Source organism: Pantoea vagans (genome assembly GCF_004792415.1).
In the GTDB taxonomy this organism is placed as follows: Bacteria; Pseudomonadota; Gammaproteobacteria; order Enterobacterales; family Enterobacteriaceae; genus Pantoea; species Pantoea vagans.
This window is the reverse complement of record NZ_CP038853.1, coordinates 912,894-932,983: the sequence shown is the minus strand read 5'-3', so window position 1 is coordinate 932,983 and position 20,090 is coordinate 912,894. Positions and strand designations below refer to the sequence as shown.

21 protein-coding genes and 1 other annotated feature are annotated in these 20,090 nt (G+C 53.2%); of the genes, 7 read left to right on the top strand and 14 right to left on the bottom strand.

Annotation, left to right across the window (positions count from 1 at the left end; all coding sequences use genetic code 11):
* Positions 1-37: 37 nt before the first annotated feature.
* The 3 genes from clpB to rluD form a co-directional block, all read right to left on the bottom strand.
* Positions 38-2,623, bottom strand: a complete 2,586-nt coding sequence (clpB, locus tag EGO56_RS04515; RefSeq protein ID WP_185948869.1) for an ATP-dependent chaperone ClpB — start codon at positions 2,621-2,623, stop codon at positions 38-40.
* 113 nt (positions 2,624-2,736) lie between these two features.
* The gene (gene yfiH, locus EGO56_RS04510) at positions 2,737-3,465 is read right to left on the bottom strand and encodes a purine nucleoside phosphorylase YfiH (protein ID WP_135907805.1); all 729 of its coding nucleotides are present in this window, start codon (positions 3,463-3,465) and stop codon (positions 2,737-2,739) included.
* Entirely contained in the window at positions 3,465-4,442 is a 978-nt protein-coding gene (gene rluD, locus EGO56_RS04505) for a 23S rRNA pseudouridine(1911/1915/1917) synthase RluD (protein ID WP_013358810.1), read from the bottom strand. The genes yfiH and rluD overlap by 1 nt, the downstream gene beginning before the upstream one ends.
* A gap of 129 nt (positions 4,443-4,571) precedes the next feature.
* Between rluD and bamD the strand changes: the two genes are divergently transcribed.
* The 4 genes from bamD to pheA all read left to right on the top strand — a co-directional run bounded on the left by bamD (position 4,572) and on the right by pheA (position 7,318).
* Positions 4,572-5,303 carry an outer membrane protein assembly factor BamD gene (bamD, locus tag EGO56_RS04500; RefSeq protein ID WP_009086788.1) on the top strand — a complete coding sequence of 244 codons (732 nt, stop codon included), beginning with the start codon at positions 4,572-4,574 and terminating at the stop codon, positions 5,301-5,303.
* A gap of 280 nt (positions 5,304-5,583) precedes the next feature.
* Positions 5,584-5,919, top strand: coding sequence for a ribosome-associated translation inhibitor RaiA (gene raiA, locus EGO56_RS04495; protein ID WP_013358812.1), 336 nt, complete (start codon positions 5,584-5,586; stop codon positions 5,917-5,919).
* 88 nt (positions 5,920-6,007) lie between these two features.
* Positions 6,008-6,132, top strand: a sequence feature (Phe leader region).
* Entirely contained in the window at positions 6,009-6,056 is a 48-nt protein-coding gene (pheL, locus tag EGO56_RS22435) for a pheA operon leader peptide PheL (RefSeq protein ID WP_187507180.1), read from the top strand. Its footprint overlaps the feature before it by 48 nt.
* Before the next feature lie 22 nt (positions 6,133-6,154).
* Positions 6,155-7,318 carry a bifunctional chorismate mutase/prephenate dehydratase gene (pheA, locus tag EGO56_RS04490; RefSeq protein ID WP_013358813.1) on the top strand — a complete coding sequence of 388 codons (1,164 nt, stop codon included), beginning with the start codon at positions 6,155-6,157 and terminating at the stop codon, positions 7,316-7,318.
* A gap of 41 nt (positions 7,319-7,359) precedes the next feature.
* On the opposite strand, the gene tyrA is transcribed toward pheA, so the two are convergent.
* Positions 7,360-8,481 carry a bifunctional chorismate mutase/prephenate dehydrogenase gene (gene tyrA / locus EGO56_RS04485; RefSeq protein WP_135907804.1) on the bottom strand — a complete coding sequence of 374 codons (1,122 nt, stop codon included), beginning with the start codon at positions 8,479-8,481 and terminating at the stop codon, positions 7,360-7,362.
* A 5-nt stretch (positions 8,482-8,486) separates the two neighbouring features.
* Positions 8,487-9,566 (bottom strand): 3-deoxy-7-phosphoheptulonate synthase, encoded by a 1,080-nt coding sequence (locus tag EGO56_RS04480; protein WP_135907803.1) that lies wholly within the window; start codon positions 9,564-9,566, stop codon positions 8,487-8,489.
* A 288-nt stretch (positions 9,567-9,854) separates the two neighbouring features.
* Between EGO56_RS04480 and EGO56_RS04475 the strand changes: the two genes are divergently transcribed.
* Positions 9,855-10,391, top strand: coding sequence for a GNAT family N-acetyltransferase (locus EGO56_RS04475; RefSeq protein WP_135907802.1), 537 nt, complete (start codon positions 9,855-9,857; stop codon positions 10,389-10,391).
* Between the two features lie 97 nt (positions 10,392-10,488).
* Here EGO56_RS04475 and rplS read toward each other — a convergent pair whose 3' ends face one another.
* From rplS to ffh, 5 genes are all read right to left on the bottom strand, one after another.
* Positions 10,489-10,836: a 50S ribosomal protein L19 gene (rplS, locus tag EGO56_RS04470; protein ID WP_003849035.1), complete on the bottom strand. Its 348-nt coding sequence runs from the start codon at positions 10,834-10,836 to the stop codon at positions 10,489-10,491.
* A gap of 42 nt (positions 10,837-10,878) precedes the next feature.
* Complete coding sequence (gene trmD, locus EGO56_RS04465; protein ID WP_013358817.1) at positions 10,879-11,643, bottom strand: tRNA (guanosine(37)-N1)-methyltransferase TrmD; 765 nt, start codon at positions 11,641-11,643, stop codon at positions 10,879-10,881.
* A gap of 35 nt (positions 11,644-11,678) precedes the next feature.
* A complete protein-coding gene (rimM, locus tag EGO56_RS04460) occupies positions 11,679-12,227 on the bottom strand; it encodes a ribosome maturation factor RimM (protein ID WP_013358818.1) in 549 nt (182 codons plus the stop codon).
* Positions 12,228-12,245: 18 nt separating this feature from the next.
* Entirely contained in the window at positions 12,246-12,494 is a 249-nt protein-coding gene (gene rpsP, locus EGO56_RS04455; RefSeq protein WP_003849041.1) for a 30S ribosomal protein S16, read from the bottom strand.
* A gap of 141 nt (positions 12,495-12,635) precedes the next feature.
* Positions 12,636-13,997 (bottom strand): signal recognition particle protein, encoded by a 1,362-nt coding sequence (gene ffh / locus EGO56_RS04450; protein WP_013358819.1) that lies wholly within the window; start codon positions 13,995-13,997, stop codon positions 12,636-12,638.
* A gap of 165 nt (positions 13,998-14,162) precedes the next feature.
* Here ffh and EGO56_RS04445 point away from each other — a divergent pair, with 165 nt between their 5' ends.
* The gene (locus tag EGO56_RS04445) at positions 14,163-14,963 is read left to right on the top strand and encodes a cytochrome C assembly family protein (RefSeq protein WP_013358820.1); all 801 of its coding nucleotides are present in this window, start codon (positions 14,163-14,165) and stop codon (positions 14,961-14,963) included.
* A gap of 15 nt (positions 14,964-14,978) precedes the next feature.
* Positions 14,979-16,265 carry an HlyC/CorC family transporter gene (locus EGO56_RS04440; RefSeq protein ID WP_013358821.1) on the top strand — a complete coding sequence of 429 codons (1,287 nt, stop codon included), beginning with the start codon at positions 14,979-14,981 and terminating at the stop codon, positions 16,263-16,265.
* A 61-nt stretch (positions 16,266-16,326) separates the two neighbouring features.
* On the opposite strand, the gene luxS is transcribed toward EGO56_RS04440, so the two are convergent.
* The 4 genes from luxS to yqaB all read right to left on the bottom strand — a co-directional run bounded on the left by luxS (position 16,327) and on the right by yqaB (position 19,623).
* Positions 16,327-16,842, bottom strand: a complete 516-nt coding sequence (gene luxS, locus EGO56_RS04435) for an S-ribosylhomocysteine lyase (protein WP_135907801.1) — start codon at positions 16,840-16,842, stop codon at positions 16,327-16,329.
* Positions 16,843-16,992: 150 nt separating this feature from the next.
* Positions 16,993-18,600, bottom strand: coding sequence for a glutamate--cysteine ligase (gene gshA, locus EGO56_RS04425; protein ID WP_033783951.1), 1,608 nt, complete (start codon positions 18,598-18,600; stop codon positions 16,993-16,995).
* Positions 18,601-18,631: 31 nt separating this feature from the next.
* The gene (locus EGO56_RS04420) at positions 18,632-19,060 is read right to left on the bottom strand and encodes a YqaA family protein (RefSeq protein WP_033783952.1); all 429 of its coding nucleotides are present in this window, start codon (positions 19,058-19,060) and stop codon (positions 18,632-18,634) included.
* A complete protein-coding gene (gene yqaB / locus EGO56_RS04415) occupies positions 19,057-19,623 on the bottom strand; it encodes a fructose-1-phosphate/6-phosphogluconate phosphatase (RefSeq protein ID WP_135907800.1) in 567 nt (188 codons plus the stop codon). The genes EGO56_RS04420 and yqaB overlap by 4 nt, the downstream gene beginning before the upstream one ends.
* Positions 19,624-20,090: the final 467 nt, after the last annotated feature.

Genomic DNA, 20,090 nt, shown 5'->3' with positions numbered 1-20,090 from the left:
AAAAACGGGCCAGCGGCCCGTTTTTCGATTCACATCATTACTGATGTGCAGTAATGACGTCGTTTTCCACATCCATTTCGATGGTTTTGCCTGGCACCAGCGAACCGGCAAGGATCTGCTGAGCCAGCGGGTTCTCAATCTGCTGCTGTATCGCACGTTTGAGAGGCCGTGCACCATAGACCGGATCATATCCGTTCTCGGCAAGCAGTTTGATCGCATCATCTGAGATGTGCAGCTGATAGCCACGTTCATCCAGACGTTTGTACAACCGCTGCAGCTGAATCTGCGCAATCGACGCGATGTGTTTTTCAGCCAGCGGATGGAAGACGACCACTTCATCAATACGGTTGACGAATTCCGGACGGAAGTGCTGTCCGACAACACCCATCACAATATCTTTCATTTCCGGGTAGCTCAGGTTGCCAAACCGTTCCTGGATTAAATCCGATCCCAGGTTAGAGGTCATGATGACCACGCTGTTACGGAAATCGACCGTACGACCCTGCCCATCCGTCAGACGCCCATCATCCAGCACCTGCAGCAGAATGTTGAAGACATCAGGATGCGCCTTCTCGACTTCATCCAGCAGAATGACCGAATAAGGACGACGACGTACCGCTTCGGTCAGATAACCGCCCTCTTCGTAGCCGACATAGCCGGGAGGTGCACCCACCAGCCGTGACACTGAATGTTTTTCCATAAATTCGGACATGTCGATACGCACCATCGCATCGTCACTGTCGAACAGGAAGTTAGCCAGCGACTTACACAGTTCGGTCTTACCTACCCCGGTAGGTCCCAGGAACAGGAAGGAACCAATAGGCCGGTTAGGATCTGACAGGCCAGCACGACTACGGCGAATCGCATTGGATACCGCTTCAACCGCTTCATCCTGTCCGATGACCCGGCCATGCAGATCCTGTTCCATGCGCAGTAACTTATCGCGCTCACCTTCCATCATTCGTGCTACCGGGATACCGGTCCAGCGCGCCAGCACATCGGCAATCTCCACATCCGTTACGCGGTTGCGCAGTAACTTCATGGTTTTGCCTTCCGCCTGAGTCGCTGCGGCTAGCTGTTTTTCCAGCTCCGGAATTTTACCGTACTGCAGTTCTGACATCTGAGCGAGATCGCCCTGACGACGAGCCTGCTCTAAGTTCAGTCGCGCCTGCTCAAGTTCAGCTTTAATATTCTGCGTGCCCGACAGCGAAGCTTTTTCAGTCTTCCACTCATCTTCCAGCTCGGCATATTCGCGCTCTTTCTGGTTCAGCTCAGTTTCCAGCATCTCCAGACGTTTGATACTGGCATCATCCGCCTCTTTCTTCAGCGCCTGCTGCTCCAGCTTCAGCTGGATGATGCGGCGCTCAAGACGATCCAGTGACTCCGGCTTCGAGTCCATCTGCATACGAATGCTGGATGCCGCCTCATCAATCAGGTCAATCGCTTTATCCGGCAACTGGCGATCAGCAATGTAACGATGAGACAGAGTCGCCGCTGCGACAATCGCCGGGTCAGTAATCTGCACATGGTGATGCAGTTCGTAACGCTCTTTCAGGCCACGCAGAATAGCGATGGTGTCTTCCACACTCGGCTCAGCCACAAAGACTTTCTGGAAACGACGCTCCAGCGCAGCATCTTTTTCAATGTACTGACGGTACTCATCCAGCGTAGTGGCGCCCACACAGTGCAGTTCACCACGGGCCAGCGCAGGCTTAAGCATGTTACCGGCGTCCATTGCACCGTCCGCTTTACCGGCGCCTACCATAGTGTGCAGTTCGTCAATAAACAGAATGACGTTGCCTTCCTGCTTCGACAGGTCACTCAGCACGCCTTTCAGACGCTCTTCGAATTCACCGCGATATTTCGCCCCGGCCACAAGCGCACCCATATCCAGCGCCAGTACCCTGCGGCCTTTCAGACCTTCAGGGACTTCACCGTTAATGATGCGCTGCGCCAGCCCTTCGACAATCGCGGTTTTACCCACGCCAGGCTCACCAATCAGCACCGGGTTATTTTTGGTACGGCGCTGCAGAACCTGAATGGTGCGGCGAATCTCTTCGTCGCGGCCGATGACCGGATCGAGTTTGCCCTTCTCGGCACGCTCGGTCAGATCAATAGTGTATTTCTTTAATGCCTGGCGCTGATCTTCAGCCCCCTGATCGTTCACGTTGTCTCCTCCCCGCATCTGTTCAATCGCACTGGTGATTTTTTCGCGCGTTGCGCCCGCTGCTTTAAGCAGATCAGCCAGTGAACCACGTGATTCAAGGGCGGCCAGAACAAATAATTCGGATGAAATGAAGTTATCGTTGCGCTTCTGCGCCAGCTTGTCGCACAGGTTTAATACCCGCACGAGGTCAGATGAGGGTTGTACATCCCCTTCGCTGCCTTCAACTTGTGGCAGGCGATCGATGGCCTGCTCAACCTGAGCGCGTAAGGGGGTAACGTTGACACCCGCAGAAGTCAGTAAAGGTGAAACCGATCCGCCTTCCTGTTTGAGCAACGCGCTCATCAGGTGCAGAGGTTCAATAAATTGGTTGTCGTGTCCCAGAGCCAGGGACTGCGCGTCGGCGAGAGCCAGCTGAAATTTGTTAGTAAGACGATCCAGACGCATAATTCCTCCCATTACAGGTCAAAATGCTACTGGAGATTAAATGAGGTCATCCCTCAAAATTTCAAGGTTAATGACCTGAGATTTGAGTAAAAAATACGCTAACTGGACCGTCTTATGGCGTAAGGTTATAACAGCCAGATCAAAGTTGCCATACGCCCGGTGATCCCATCGCGGCGGAAGGAGAAGAAATCGTCGCGCTGCGTAAAGGTACAACGGCTGTCGGCACTGATTGATTTCACGCCCGCGGCCTGGAGTCGCTTTCGCGCCAGCAGCCAGATATCCGCGTAAAAACGGTCGCCTGATGGGCGGAAAGCCTGCATGGCGCGAGGATCCTGAGCCATAAAGGCCTCACGTACTTCTGCACCGACCTCAAATGCATCCGGCCCGATTGCCGGACCCAGCCAGGCATGGATCTGGTCCGGCGGGTAACGAAACTGCGCCAGGGTATTTTCCAGTACACCCGCACACAGTCCGCGCCAGCCTGCATGTGCCGCCGCCACTTCCCTCCCATCCTGCGAACAGAACAGAACCGGCAGACAGTCAGCGGTCATAATGGCGCAGACGACGCCGGGCTGATCGGTAATACAGGCATCAGCACGTAATGGCGTACCTCCTCCTGCAGCCAGACGCACAACCTCCGTGCCATGAACCTGATCCAGCCACTGCGGCATCGCAGGCAAGCCCGCCTCTTCCACCAGCAACTGCCGGTTACGCGTTACCGTATCCGGATTATCCCCCACATGCCCGCCGAGATTCAGTGCATCCCAGGGCGATGTGCTGATGCCACCCTGTCGCTGCGTCGAGCAGGCCCGAACGCGTGACGGAGCGGGCCATTGAGGCGTAATCAGATTCATCACCAGTTCATCTGGTCTTTAAATTCTTCGGTGTCTGCTTTTAACGCCGCGATCAGATCAACCATGTCCTGCGGAAGCGCCGCATGGAATTCCATTTCAATCCCACTGATAGGGTGATAAAGACGCAGCATGGTGGCGTGCAGAGCCTGACGATCGAAACCGCGCAGCGTAGTGATAAATGCCTCTGATGCGCCTTTTGGCGGACGCGGACGGCCACCATAAAGCGGATCGCCCACCAGCGGATGGCTGATGTGAGACATATGCACACGGATCTGGTGAGTACGACCCGTTTCCAGGCGCAGACGCAGACGGGTATGCGCGCGGAAGTGCTCCATGATGCGGTAATGCGTCACCGCCGGCTTACCCATCGGGTGAACCGCCATGTGGGTGCGTTTGGTTGAGTGACGGCTGATAGGCTGCTCAACCGTGCCGCCCGCCGTCATATTACCAATCGCGACCGCTTCATATTCACGGGTGATTTCGCGACGTTGCAGCGAGTCCACCAGATGCGTCTGAGCCGGTACAGTTTTCGCCACCACCATTAAACCGGTGGTGTCTTTATCCAGGCGGTGTACGATGCCCGCGCGTGGGACATCCATAATCGCCGGATAGTGATGAAGTAAGGCGTTGAGTACCGTGCCATCCGGGTTACCGGCGCCAGGGTGAACCACAAAGTCACGTGGTTTGTTGATGACGATGATGTCTTCATCTTCATAAACGATGTCGAGTGGCAGATTTTGCGGTTCCCAGCGCTGTGCCTCTTCGATCTCAGCGTCAATCGCGACCAGCTCGCCGCCCAGCACTTTTTCTTTAGGTGTATCGACCATGACGCCGTTTACTGTTACGCGACGGTCGAGGATCCACTCTTTTATGCGGGAACGTGAATAATCAGGGAACAATTCCGCCAAAGTCTGATCTAAGCGTTGTCCGAGTTGTGATTCGGATACCGTTGCGGTGAGTTGAACTTGTTGTGCCATATACAGCTTCTTCGTTAACGTTGGGTTTTCACGGCGATGCCGTTTAATATAATGTGCTATCGTACCTGGTCATTACCGGGAGCTATACGGACAGCTTCCGCCATAACATTTGAGGATAATCACTTCGTCATGACGCGTATGAAACATCTGGTGGCTGCTGCCACACTGAGCCTGGCACTTGTTGGTTGTTCCGGCTCAAATGACGCGGTACCGGACAGCCCGCCTTCTGAAATCTATGCTACAGCGCAGCAAAAGCTGCAGGACGGTAACTTTAAAGCCGCGATTAAGCAACTGGAAGCGCTGGATAATCGTTATCCGTTCGGTCCTTATTCGCAGCAGGTGCAGCTGGATTTAATCTACGCGTACTATAAAAATGCCGATCTGCCCCTGGCACAGGCTGCCATTGCCCGCTTTATGCGTCTTAACCCCACACATCCGAACATTGACTATGTCATCTATATGAAAGGTCTGACGGACATGGCGCTGGATGACTCAGCACTGCAGGGCTTCTTTGGTATCGATCGTTCTGACCGCGATCCGACGCACGCTCGTGATGCCTTCCGCGACTTCTCCCAGCTGCTGCGCAGTTACCCGAACAGCCAGTATGCGGCTGATGCTCAGAAACGCCTGGTTTATCTGAAAGACCGCCTGGCGAAATATGAGCTATCAGTGGCGCAATTCTATACTAAGCGTGAGGCGTATGTCGCGGTTGTTAACCGTGTCGAAGGTATGATGCGCGATTATCCGGATACTCAGGCAACACACGATGCGCTGCCGCTGATGGAAAATGCTTACCGTAATCTGCAGCTGAACGCTGAAGCAGACAAAGTGGCCAAAATCATCGCAGCGAACAACAGCTGATAGCCCGATAGTTTTTCAGCCATAAAAAAAGCAGCCTGCGATGGCTGCTTTTTTTGCTCAAAGAACAGTCAGAAGTGGATCTGATGCCAGCGAGCTAACTCATCAAGCATGCCGTGTTAATCGTTTCGCTTCAAGCCATTTCAGCCAGTTTCTCAGCCTTTCTCACAGAATGTCGTGACTGACAAAAAGTGACATTTTTTCGTGATCGAAATCGCACATTCAACGCTTTTTCGCGCTATGCTGAAAAGACCAAGACGGAAATGATAGAGAGGTAAGAACGATGATTCTGAACATTACCAGTAAACAAATGGAGATCACTCCGGCAATCCGAAGCCATGTTGAAGACCGTCTCGCCAAGCTCGAAAAATGGCAAACTGACCTGATTAACCCGCATATTGTCCTGTCTAAAGAGCCCAAAGAATTCGTGGCTGACGCCACCATTAACACACCTAACGGGACTCTGGTGGCCAGCGCCAAGCATGATGATATGTATACCGCGATCAACGATTTGATTGCGAAGCTCGAACGTCAGCTGAATAAAGTTCAGCATAAGTCTGAAGCACGCCGCGCCAGTGCCAGCGTAAAAGATATTATCCCCGCCGACGAAGAGTCCTGAGTTTGTTAACGCGCCTTCGGGCGCGTTTTTTATTGACAGCTTTTAAGCAGTACGGTTACTCTCAGGTCACTCTCTTTTCGGACATTCCCATGAAACTTGATCTGTTTTTCTTCGCTTTCTTTTTTACCTTCCCCTGAACGGGAGGCCATTCGTCGTGTGAAAATGAAAGCGAAGACGAACAACGAAGCCTCCCAACCGGGAGGCTTTTTTATTGGATAGCATACAGGTGAGCCCTATGAATCCCGACAATCCATTGCTGGCGCTACGCGATAAGATCAGCGCAGTGGATAAAAAACTTCTGACGCTGCTGGCCGAGCGTCGTCTGCTGGCAGTGGAAGTCGCGCAAGCGAAACTGGCAACGCATCGCCCGATTCGCGATGTGGAGCGCGAACGTGCGCTGCTGGAGAATCTGATTGTGCTGGGTAAAGCGCACAAACTGGATGCGCACTACATCACCCGCCTGTTCCAGCTGGTCATCGAAGATTCCGTGCTGACTCAGCAGGCACTGCTGCAGAAAAACCTCAACCATCCCCATGCGCATGCCGCCCGCATCGCTTTCCTTGGTCCGAAAGGCTCTTACTCACATCTTGCCGCACGCAACTACGCGTCCCGTCATTTCGACAGCATGGTGGAGTGTGGCTGCCTGAAGTTTCACGACATCATCAAGCAAGTGGAAAATGGCGTGGCCGATTACGCGGTGATGCCGATTGAGAATACCAGTTCGGGCTCTATTAACGACGTCTACGATCTGCTGCAACAGACCAGCCTCTCTATCGTGGGCGAATTAACCTTACCTATCGACCACTGCGTGCTGGTGAATGGCCCTACCGATCTGCAGCAGATTGAGACGGTGTACAGCCATCCTCAGCCCTTCCAGCAGTGCAGCCAGTTCATTAACCGCTTCCCGCACTGGAAAATCGAATATACCGAGAGTACCGCAGCAGCGATGGAGAAAGTGGCTGCGCTCAACTCACCTAAGGTGGCAGCTCTGGGTAGTGAAGCAGGCGGTGAGCTCTATCAGTTGCAGGTGCTGGAACGTAATCTGGCCAATCAGCAGCAGAACCATACCCGCTTTATCGTGCTGGCCCGCAAACCAATTGAGGTGTCGGACCAGGTCCCGGCGAAAACCACGCTGATCATGGCAACCGGCCAGCAGGCGGGTGCGCTGGTCGATGCGCTGCTGGTTCTGCGTCAGCACAATCTGATTATGAGCAAGCTGGAGTCCCGCCCGATTAATGGCAATCCGTGGGAAGAGATGTTTTACATTGATGTGCAGGGCAATCTGCAATCAGAGCGGATGCAGCAGGCGCTTCAGGAACTGCAAACCATGACCCGCTCGCTGAAGGTGCTGGGCTGCTATCCCAGCGAGAATGTGGTGCCAGTTGACCCTGGCGAATAAAAAGAAAAGAAAAAAGGCATCCGGTTGGATGCCTTCTTCATTTATGGCCGGCTGTCATTGGCCGAACGCAGCAGACTGCGGCTTTCAACCAGGAAGCGTTTCGCGTGATCGCCAAACCACTGCTCTACCCGGTTAAAGCTGGCAATAAACGCCTGCTTGTCACCCTGCTCCAGCAGGGCTATTGCTTCACCAAACCGCTGGTAATAGCGTTTGATCAGCGCCAGATTACTCTCTGAGGACATGATGATATCCGCATAAAGCTGCGGATCCTGCGCGAACAATCGTCCCACCATCGCCAGTTCGAGCCGGTAAATCGGCGACGAGAGTGCCAATAGCTGATCGAGATTGACGTTCTCTTCAGCTAAATGCAGACCATAGGCAAAGGTAGCAAAGTGGCGCAGCGCCTGAATGAACGCCATGTTCTGGTCATGCTCAACGGCGCTGATACGATGCAGACGCGCACCCCAGACCTGAATCTGCTCCAGGAACCACTGGTAGGCTTCCGGCTCTCTTCCATCACACCAGACCACCACCTGTTTTGCCAGGCTGCCGCTGTCAGGGCCAAACATCGGATGCAGACCCAGCACAGGGCCGTTATGAGCGGCCAGCATCGCCTGCAGAGGCCGGTTTTTCACTGATGCCAGATCGACCAGGATACAATCTTCAGGAAGTGACGGCAGCTGAGAAATGACCTGCTCGGTCAGGTGAATAGGCACACTGATGATCACCATGCCGGCATCACTAAGCAGTGACTCAGCCTGTGGCCAGTCCTCTTTATCCAGCGTTTTGACCGTATAGCCTGACAGCCCGAGCATTTTTTCAAACAACCGGCCCATCTGACCCTTGCCACCGACGATCACCACCGGGCGCAGTTCAGGACAGAGGGTTTTAAAGCCTTTGTCATTTTCGCTGGTATAGGATTCGCGCATCACACGACGCAGCACATCCTCTATCAAATCCGGTGGTACACCGAGCGCCTCAGCCTCTTTGCGACGGGAAGCCAGCATAGACGCTTCCCGTTCAGGGACATAGATAGGCAGTCCGTAACGGCTCTTGACCTCCCCTACTTCCGCTACCAGCTCCAGCCGTTTAGCCAGAAGATCCAGTAGCGCTTTATCAACACTGTCAATTTGATCGCGTAACGCGGTCAGTTCAGCCACCATTGCTCTTACACCTCTTGTGACAGACGCGCCGACAGCACTCCCTGCAGATCCTGATGCATCTCACGCAGCAACGTTTTGGTCACTTCCCAGTTGATGCAGGCATCAGTTACGGAAACGCCATACTTCATTTCGCTGCGTGGCTGTTCAGAAGACTGATTACCCTCATTGATATGGCTTTCCAGCATCAGACCAATGATTGAACGGTTACCGTCTTTGATCTGCGCGATAGCGGATTCCGCTACGCCAGGCTGACGGCTGTAGTCTTTGTTCGAATTGCCATGGCTGCAATCTATCATTAAGGCTGGACGCAGTCCCGCTTTGAGCATCTCTTTTTCACACTGTGCGACATCTTCAGGACCGTAGTTCGGCGCTTTGCCACCACGCAGAATCACGTGACCATCCGGATTGCCCTGCGTCTGCAGCAGGCAGACCTGACCAGCCTGATTGATCCCGACAAAACGGTGCGGCATTGCAGCAGCACGCATGGCGTTGATTGCCGTTCCCAGACTGCCATCGGTGCCGTTTTTGAAGCCGACCGGCATCGACAGGCCCGAGGCCATTTCACGGTGCGTCTGAGATTCTGTCGTCCGTGCGCCAATGGCAGACCAGCTGAACAGGTCGCCCAGGTATTGCGGGCTATTCGGATCCAGTGCTTCAGTCGCCAGCGGCAGGCCCATTTCAACCAGGTTCACCAGCAGCTGACGCGCAATGTGCAGACCCGCTTCCATATCAAACGAGTTATCCATGTAAGGATCATTAATCAGCCCTTTCCAGCCGACAGTCGTACGAGGCTTTTCAAAATAGACGCGCATCACGATATAAAGCTGATCTTTCAGCTCTTCAGAAAGGGTTTGCAGACGACGAGCATATTCAAGCGCCACTTCGGTATCGTGAATCGAGCAGGGTCCGCACACCACCAGCAGACGCGGATCGCGGCCGGCAATAATGTCAGAGATAGTCTGGCGGGACGCCGCGACCTGCTCCTGCTGTTCAGTAGTCAGTGGAAACTTCGCTTTCAGCTCTTCAGGCGTAATGAGTACCTGTTCACCGGCGATATGCACATTGTTCAGCGCGTCTTTTTGCATGATGGCGATCCTTTAGCTCGTATTAGCTGATTGTGGCTCCTCATTGAGGAATGCAAATACTGTATCACAGGCAATACATAGCGCAATATTATATGTACACATTTATTACCACAGATCAAACACTGCTAAACCTACCAATTAAATAACTTTTAAATTCATAACTTTAAGCAATATACTCACAAAACAGCGAATCACCACAATGTAATTATATGTTTACACATGTGTATGTTGCGTTTCTGCTCTCCACAGGCAGAATGAAAGAATGATTCTGTTAAAACTGAGAGAGTTATGCGCCCATCGCTACAGAAATTTTATCTGAGACCCTTTGAGCTCAGTGACATAGCGACATTTACTGCTGCGGTTAATGCCTCTCTGGACAGCCTGATCCCCTGGATGGTCTGGGCGCATCACGATTATCAGCCTCACGAAGCAGAAAGCTGGATCCGCTTTACTCACTGGCAGCGGATGAAGGAGGAAGCAGAAGAGTTTGCGATTGTCGATCAGAATGACCGGCTGCTGGGAGGCGCAGGCATACGCTTTGCCCGTCATCCGGGTGACACCAGCGCAATTGGCTACTGGGTTCGCAGTGATGCACAGCGTCAGGGGATCGCGAGCCGCGCGGTAGCAAAGCTACTGCCGCTCGGATTTTCACGCCCGGAGACACGGGTGATTGAAATTCTGGCCGCTGAGGATAACCTGGCCAGTCGGGGCGTAGCGGAGAAGTGCGGTGGCCAGTTTATTGGCTGTCGCTATGGCCTGATCGTATTAGAGGCGGGGCCGGTGAATACCGCGATTTATCATTTTCAACGGCCGGATGCCGGTTAACTGCTGCCATCTGGTTGTCATCAGGACAAAAAAAGGGGCTGGCAGATGCCAACCCCCTTGTTTGCTATTAACTTTTAGATGTCGCGTTAGCGATACCTTAGTTAAGACGCTCTTTAATACGAGCAGACTTACCAGTACGCTCACGCAGGTAGTACAGTTTGGCTTTACGCACAGCGCCACGACGTTTAACAGCGATGCTGTCAATGACAGGTGAATGAGTCTGGAATACACGCTCAACGCCTTCGCCGTTAGAAATTTTGCGAACAGTGAATGCAGAGTGCAGACCGCGGTTACGAATAGCGATAACCACGCCCTCGAATGCCTGCAGACGTTTTTTAGAACCTTCAACGACCCATACTTTCACTTCCACGGAATCACCCGGGCGGAAGGAAGGTACGTCCTGTTTCATCTGCTCTTGTTCAATTTGCTTGATAATGTTGCTCATAATTAAATCTCATATCCTGGGTAAACTGATAGTCGGGGAAGATCACTCTTCCACATCATCGTTTTGTTGCTGCTGAGATTCCCGCTGGAACTCATTCAGCAACCTTGCTTGCTCTTCAGTCAGAGCCAGGTTTTCCAGAAGTTCAGGTCTTCTCAGCCAGGTACGGCCTAGCGACTGCTTCAGACGCCAGCGGCGAATATCAGCATGGTTACCTGACAGTAATACTGCCGGGACCTCCACGCCGTCTAACACTTCAGGTCGGGTATAGTGCGGACAATCCAGCAAGCCATCAGAGAACGAATCCTCATCGGCTGACGCCTGCTTGCCGAGTACGCCAGGAATAAACCGGGCAACTGCGTCAATCATCGTCATTGCTGGCAGTTCCCCGCCGCTGAGAACGTAATCACCGATTGACCATTCTTCGTCAATTTCGGAATGAATTACGCGCTCATCAATTCCTTCATAACGGCCACAGACCAGAATTAACTTGTCCCGTGCCGCCAGCTCGCAAACGCCCTGTTGGTCCAGTTTGCGACCCTGAGGTGAAAGATATATCACTCTGGCGCCATCACCTGCCGCTGCTTTCGCTGCGGAGATGGCATCCCGTAAGGGTTGTACCATCATCAGCATTCCCGGTCCGCCGCCGTAAGGACGATCATCCACGGTACGGTGCCGGTCGTGCGTGAAGTCACGAGGACTCCAGCTCTGAATGCTGAGCAGACCGTTTTTTACAGCCCGGCCAGTTACCCCGTAATCGGTAATAGCGCGAAACATTTCTGGAAACAGGCTGATAACACCAATCCACATTGTATTCGCCGTTACGTTACCGTTCGATTCGGAGATCAAAAACCAGGATCCCAATCTACCTCAATGACGCCAGTAGAGAGATCGACTTTCCTGATAACCTGTTCATCAAGAAACGGAATTAACCGCTCCTGAGCACCGAATGCATCTTTCAGGTTTGCCTTAACGACGAGTACGTCGTTCGAGCCGGTTTCCATCATATCGATGACTTTACCCATCTCGTAGCCTTCAAGGTTAACTACCTGGCAGCCCATAAGGTCTTTCCAGTAGTAGTCGCCCTCTTCAAGCGATGGCAACTGCGTCGAGTCAACCTGAATTTCGCAATTGGTTAACTGAGCCGCCGCATCCCGATCGTCAATGCCTTTGACTTTGATAATCAGGTCCTGATTGTGGTGCTTCCAACCTTCCAGTTCGACCTGCTGCCATTTACCGGCGCGCTGGATGAACCAGGGTTGGTAGTTGAAGATGCTTTCAGCGTCTTCAGTGGAGGAAAACACTTTGAGCCAGCCGCGAATACCGTAGGCGGCTCCCATCTTACCCAATACAATCGGGTTAACAGGAGGCTGTGCGGCAAGTTGTCTGCTCATGCTCACCACCGTGACAGATTAAGCTGCTTTCTTAGCTTCTTTGACCAGCGCGTTAACGCGATCAGAGAGTGTTGCGCCCTGGCCAACCCAGTGCTCGATACGGTCCAGATCCAGACGCAGACCTTCAGCCTGACCAGATGCGATCGGGTTGAAGAAACCAACGCGCTCGATGAAACGACCGTTGCGTGCATTGCGGCTGTCAGTAACGACGACCTGATAGAACGGACGCTTTTTAGCGCCGTGACGTGCCAAACGAATTGTTACCATAACATCCTCTTCAGTTAATAAAACACCCGGCCCCCATCGAGGAACGGGGTCCGGGTGCTGTATAAAAAGCCCGAAAATTTTACTCATTTTGGCGAAAAAAGCAACCTAAACCGTGCCTTTCCGGGCTTTTTTGTGGAACGCTTAGCGGCCGGGGAATCCTGGCGGCATCATACCCTTCATGCCGCGCATCATTTTCGCCATACCGCCCTTCTTCATTTTCTTCATCATACGCTGCATGTCGTCGAACTGCTTCAATAAGCGGTTAACGTCCTGCACCTGCATTCCGGAGCCGGTTGCAATGCGGCGCTTGCGCGAGCCTTTGATGATTTCTGGTTTCTCACGCTCTTTGCGCGTCATCGAGTTGATGATGGCTTCCATGCGTACCAGCACTTTGTCATCCATCTGCGATTTCACATTGTCAGGCAACTGTCCCATACCCGGCAGTTTACCCATCAGGCTGGCCATGCCGCCCATGTTGCGCATCTGCTTCAACTGCTCAAGGAAGTCATTGAGATCAAAACCGTCGCCGGTTTTCAGCTTCTTGGCCAGTTTCTCCGCCTGGTCGCGGTCAACCTTGCTTTCAATATCTTCGATCAGTGACAGCACGTCACCCATGCCGAGGATACGTGACGCAATACGGTCAGGATAGAACGGTTCAAGCGCTTCGGTTTTTTCACCGACACCCATGAATTTAATCGGCTTGCCGGTGATATGGCGAATCGACAGCGCTGCACCACCGCGGGCATCACCGTCGACCTTGGTCAGGATAACCCCGGTCAGCGGCAGCGCTTCATTAAAGGCTTTCGCCGTGTTTGCGGCATCCTGACCGGTCATGGCATCGACCACAAACAGCGTTTCTACCGGTTTAATCGCGGCATGAACCTGTTTGATTTCGTCCATCATCGCTTCGTCAACGTGCAGACGACCGGCGGTATCCACCAGCAGCACATCGTAGAACTTCAGGCGGGCTTCACGCAGCGCGTTGTTAACGATGTCGACCGGCTTCTGACTGAGATCGGACGGGCAGAAATCCACGCCAACCTGCTGTGCCAGGGTTTCCAGCTGTTTGATTGCCGCCGGACGATAGACGTCGGCAGAAACCACTAAGACTTTCTTTTTGTGCTTTTCACGCAGGAACTTACCCAGCTTAGCGACGCTGGTGGTTTTACCGGCACCCTGCAGGCCCGCCATCAGTACTACGGCTGGTGGCTGAGCCGCCAGGTCGAGTGCGTTGTTCTCTGCACCCATCGCCGCAACCAGCTCGTTACGAACGATTTTGATAAACTCCTGACCTGGCGTCAGGCTTTTATTCACATCATGGCCGACCGCGCTCTCTTTCACACGGTTGATGAAGTCACGCACCACTGGCAGTGCAACGTCAGCTTCAAGCAGCGCCATGCGCACTTCACGCAGGGTCTCTTTGATGTTCTCTTCAGTCAGCCTTCCGCGGCCGCTGATATTTCGCAGGGTTTGCGACAAACGATCGGTTAAATTATCAAACATGGTCTCTCACTAAAAAAAAGATCGCGAGGTGCCTGATCGGCAGAATGCGGCGGATTATAACACGAAGCCTCGGCGATCTCTGCAATTGCCCCTCAGATCGTTTGGAGCCTGCTTCGGCTGGCGCTATACTGCCTTTTTCCTTATCTGACTGACCTGAAAGGATCTATGTTCGTTTTCGCGATAGTGGCGCTATTCGCCTACTCCTTAAGTCTTGCCCTTATCATTCCCAGCCTGTTGAAACGTAACGGCGGCTGGCGGCGAATGGCGATGTTCTCTGCCTGTGTGGCGCTGGTGACACACGCGGTCGCCCTGCAGCAACGCATATTTGCGGTTGATAGCGGACAGAATTTAAGCCTGCTCAACATTGGCTCGCTGGTGAGCCTGTTGATCTGCGCCATCATGACCATTGTGGCGTCACGCAACCGTGGCTGGCTGCTGCTGCCGATTGTCTACAGCTTCGCGCTGATTAATCTGGCCTTCGCTACTTTCGTCCCCAATGCGTTCATCACCCATCTGGAAACCACGCCAGGCATGATGATCCATATCGGCCTGTCGCTGTTCGCCTATGCGACGCTGATTATTGCCGCGCTCTATGCGCTGCAGCTGGCCTGGATTGATTACCAGCTGAAAAACAAGCGACTGGCATTTACCCAGGATATGCCGCCGCTGCTGACCATCGAACGTAAGATGTTTCACATTACCCAGGTTGGCGTCGTGCTGCTGACGCTGGTGCTCTGCACCGGTCTGTTTTATATGCAGGATCTCTTCAGCGCAGAAAACGTCGATAAAGCCGTTCTCTCCATCATTGCGTGGTTTGTTTATATCGTTTTGCTCTGGGGGCACTATCATGAAGGCTGGCGTGGTCGCCGCGTCGTCTGGTTTAACTGCAGCGGTGCGGTGCTGTTAACCATGGCTTACTTCGGCAGTCGCATCCTGCAGCATCTGCTTGTCCCTACCTCTCGTTAAAAAGGAAGTTCTGCGTTGGAGAATGTTTCAACCACCACGCTGATTATTATTCTCTGCGTCATGGTCCTGGTTTCCGCCTGGTTTGCCGGGTCGGAAACCGGCATGATGACGCTTAACCGCTATAAGCTGCGCCATCAGGCAAAAAACGGTAATCGCGCCGCACGCCGGGTGGAGAAGCTACTGCGTCGTCCTGACCGGCTGCTCAGTCTGGTTTTAATCGGTAACAACCTGGTCAATATTCTGGCCTCCGCCCTTGCCACCATCGTAGGCATGCGTATTCACGGTGATGAAGGCGTCGCGATTGCGACCGGCATCCTGACCTTTGTGGTGCTGGTCTTTGCCGAAGTGCTGCCAAAAACCGTGGCGGCGCTCTATCCCGAGCGCGTCGCCTTTCCCAGCAGCCTGCTGCTGGTCCCGTTGCAATACATCATGCTGCCGCTGGTCTGGCTGCTCAACACTATTACCCGGCTGCTGATGAGAATAGCGGGTATCCGCGCTGACGGTGCCATTAACTCTGCGCTGAGCAAAGAGGAGTTACGTACCATCGTCTATGAGTCGCGTAGCCTGATGTCACGCCGTAACCAGGACATGCTGCTCTCTGTTCTCGACCTGGAGAAAGTCAGCGTTGACGACATCATGGTGCCGCGTAATGAGATCGTCGGCATCAACATCAACGATGACTGGAAGTCGGTCGTACGTCAGCTGAGTCACTCGCCACACGGCCGCATCGTGCTGTTCCGGGATTCGCTGGATGACTGCGTCGGCATGCTGCGGGTACGCGAAGCCTGGCGCATGATGACGGAGAAAAAAGAGTTCACCAAAGAGACGCTGCTGCGTGCCGCCGATGAGATTTACTACATCCCGGAAGGTACACCGCTGAACACCCAGCTGGTGAAGTTTCAGCGCAATAAAGAGAAAGCGGGCGTGGTGGTGGATGAATATGGCGACATCAAAGGGCTGGTGACGATTGAGGACATTCTGGAGGAGATTGTTGGTGACTTTACCACCTCCATGTCACCGTCGCTGGCAGAGGAAGTGATGCCGCAGAATGATGGCTCGGTGCTGATTGAGGGCAGTGCTAACGTGCGTGAAATCAACAAGGCTTTTAACTGGCAGTTGCCAGAGCAGGAAGCCCGCACCATCAACGGCATGCTGCTGGAAGCGCTGGAAGAGATCCCCGCCATCGCCACCCGGGTTCAGATAGGCCACTACAACGTCGATATTCTGGACGTGCAGGACAACATGATCAAACAGGTGCGCATTACGCCAAAGACGCCCCTGAAAAAATCGGTCGGTTCCTGAAACCATAAAAAAACGCCGCAATCGACAGGATGCGGCGTTTTTTTTAGCAGAGAAGTCCTGACTAGATGTGCAGTTCTTTCAGCTTTTCAGCAGGCAGTTTCAGATCGTCGTTGCAGTTAACGCCGATCTCATGCGCCAGCACATTGCGGGCGATCTGCTGCGCTTCGTCCAGTGAGTGCAGTTTGTAGCTGCCACACTGGTATTCATTCAGCTCAGGGATCTGGTTCTGATCTTTGACTTTCAGAACATCTTCCATCGCCCCTTTCCACGCTTTCGCAACGCGCTGCTCGTCTGGCGTACCAATCAGGCTCATGTAGAAGCCTGTGCGGCAACCCATCGGCGAGATATCGACGATCTCAACACCGTCACCATTCAGGTGGTCACGCATGAATCCGGCAAAGAGATGCTCCAGCGTATGAATGCCACGCTCAGTGAGGATATCAATGTTCGGGCGGCAAAAACGCAGGTCAAAGACGGTAATCGTATCGCCATGCGGAGTCTTCATGGTTTTTGCAACGCGTACTGCCGGTGCGCCCATGATGGTGTGATCAACGGTAAAACTGTCCAGTAGTGGCATACGTCACCTCCTGTTCTGAGAATTTTTTTTAAAACGATGAAACTTTTCTGTTCGCCCAACGTCTGAATATATGAAAGACGCGCATTTGTTATCATCATCCCTGACAACAGAGATGTTAATTTGGCCACATTGATGTGGCCTTTTTCTTTTCTACCCTTCCCGGCTCGCCAGATACGCTTCAAAATCCAGCTTATCATTCGCTTCCAGCTCTTGCTGTGCAGCAACAGATTCCTGCGCCTGACGCGTGAAATCGTCTTCTGTCAGCACTTCCAGCGGCTCTTCGCAGAGCAGGTGGCGATACTGTTCAGCCAGCGCCACGCCCGTTCCGGTGACACCATTGTCCTTCATTGCCTGAAGGATGCGCGCCGAGTAGGTTAGCTCAGGATCGTCGAATGATGCTACCAGTTGATCGCAAACCTGCTGATATTCCGTGCTGTCCTGATTATTGCTGTCTAAGACTTCAGCAACGCGACGCAGATCGGCAAACAGGGTCTTGCCTACTTCCACCAGCGAATGCTCCGCATCTCCACAGCCCACCGCAATTTTCTGATCCGGTTTACGCCCTTCCAGCACCACCCGGTTCCAGTTTTTGCGGGTGCACTGCAACTCATCGGCACTCATTTCCGGCGCATCCGCCAGGGTACACCAGATCAGGAACAGGTCGAGGAAGCGAACCTGATTCTCATCAACGCCGATGGCAGAGAACGGGTTGATATCCAGCGAGCGCACTTCAATGTATTCAATGCCGCCACGCAGCAGCGCATCTGAAGGCGCCTCACCCGAACGCGTCACACGCTTAGGGCGAATTGGCGCATAAAGCTCGTTCTCAATCTGCAATACGTTGGTGTTGAGCTGCAGCCAGTTACCGTCGGCATCTTTGGTGCCCATCGCCGCATACTCTTCAGATGGCGTCCTGATCGCATTCTTCAGCGCAGTGACATAGCCTTCCAGAGAGTTAAACGTGATGCCCAGTGAGCTCTGCGATTTATTGGTGTAGCCTAAATCGCTCAGACGCAGCGAAGTGGCGTACGGCAGCCACATGGTATCTTTGTCATTGGTTTCGAACGGCAGCGCACTCTCACGGCCCTGCAGGAAGCTGGAGCTGATAGCCGGCGATGCGCCAAACAGATACGGGATCACCCAGCCGAAGCGATAGTAGTTGCGGATCAGCCGCAGGTAGCCCGCTGAGATGGTCTCTTTGCCGCTTTCCTGATCTTTCACGTCAGCCCACTCCTGCCAGAATGAAAGCGGCAGCGAGAAGTTATAGTGAATGCCGGAGATGGTCTGCATCAACGCGCCGTAACGGTTTTTCAGGCCTTCGCGGTAGAGGGTCTTCATCTTGCCGATATTGGAGGTGCCATATTGCGCCAGCTCGATATTGTCCGCGTCGTCAATCTCGCACGGCATACTGAAGGGCCACATGCGTTCATCACCCAGTTCACGGGCAACGTGACGATGGATATCGCGCAGGAAAGCCAGCATATGATCAATGCTGTGATCCACTGGCGTAATAAATTCCAGCAGTGTTTCGGCAAAGTCAGTGGTGATCCAGTCATGCTTCAGCGCCGAGCCCAGAGATTCAGGGTGGCCGGTTTTTGCCAGATCGCCATTTTCCTGTACACGCAGCGTTTCACGCTCGATGCCACGGCCAATCCCTTTCAGGGCATTGGGATGCGCTTCCAGCCAGGAGAGCGCTTTAGATACGTCCGGGATCACATTACCCCCCCGCTGTGATAATAATTTATTTTTGTTCAGCATAATGTTAACCGTAGCCTCGAATCTGTGCGAATCAATGCCACCATTGCATACCCTGTAATGTGGCAGTCGCGATAACGATATAACGCAGTGTTTTGCCGACGGCGAGAAACAGCATCGCAGGTAGCCAGGCGAAACGTAACCAGCCTGCGAGAACGCAGAGCAGATCACCTACCACCGGCAGCCAGCTGAATAACAGTGCTGCAGGTCCCAGTCGGTGCAACCACGTCATTGCTGTGTCATGCCATCGCCCCTGACGTTTTAGCGGCAGCAAGCGACCAATAAGAATGTTGGTTAAGCCGCCCAAGGTGTTTCCCAGGGATGCGGCCAAAAGCAACCCGTAAACTGATGTCTTTTTTGCTATCAATAGTGCTATCAGCAGTGCTTCGGAACTTCCCGGCAGGAGCGTCGCACTCAGAAAACTGCTGCCGAACATCGAGGCATAGGCGAGAACGTCACTCACAGTAAGCGGACATCCACCACGTCCATACCTGCCGCCTTCGCGGCCTGAATCCCAAAGTCCGCATCCTCGAACACTACACAACGTGCCGGCGCCACACCCAGCAGCTCAGCGCAGCGTAAGAAGGTTTCAGGCTCAGGTTTATGACGCTGAACGTCGTCAGCGCCGACAACTGCTGAGAAGAGCTCACGCACGCCCAGCTGCGTCAGTAACGCCTCTGCCATGCTGTGTTCGCTTCCGGTACCCACCGCCATCGGACGACGCCCGTGATACGCTTTTACCACCTCCATTAATTGCAGTGGCCTGACGTTTTCCAGCAGCATCGCTTTTACAGCAGCCGTTTTTTCTGCAGCAAGAAGATGAGGGTCGAGTGACGACTGATTGGATTCAATGATGAACTGCGCAAGCCGCCAGGCGGGAGCGCCATTGAAGTCGATAATACGCGCTTCATCCAGCGTTAATCCATAACGCGCCAGTACCTGACGCCACGCTTTTCGATGTGTCGGCTCAGTATCAAGAATCGTGCCGTCCATATCGAAAATCAGGGCGTCATATTGATCGTACATTGTCACTCCGGACATTCACCAAATGAGACATTACTTTAGCCTAATGTGGACAGGTTGTCGCCAGGGGGGATGAACAGCAAATGCTTTGAAAGCATTAGCAATTTTTGTTTTCAGATAAAGGTGATCGTGCGCGGCCAGGGATAACCGTACGAATTTGCAGCGATTTTTTAACATTATTTTGGCAGACAGGCGGCGGCGGACGGGCGTGAGCAGCAAAACAGAGAGTGCTGACACGTGAAACAGGCGCTGTAATTCGCTTAAGTCAGAATGATGAATCAGTGAGGCGGGTTAAGCAGAAAAACAGTACGGGCAAAGCCAGAGGGAAACTGCTGGGGGAGTTCCTGAAACGTTTTTAGCTTTGGGGCACAGGCGGTTACTGATGCGGCAGTAAGGAGTTTAGTGAGTTCTTAGCGATGATCACGCCATGATACATTGAGGGTTTATGAGAGAACAAAGATGGTGCATCC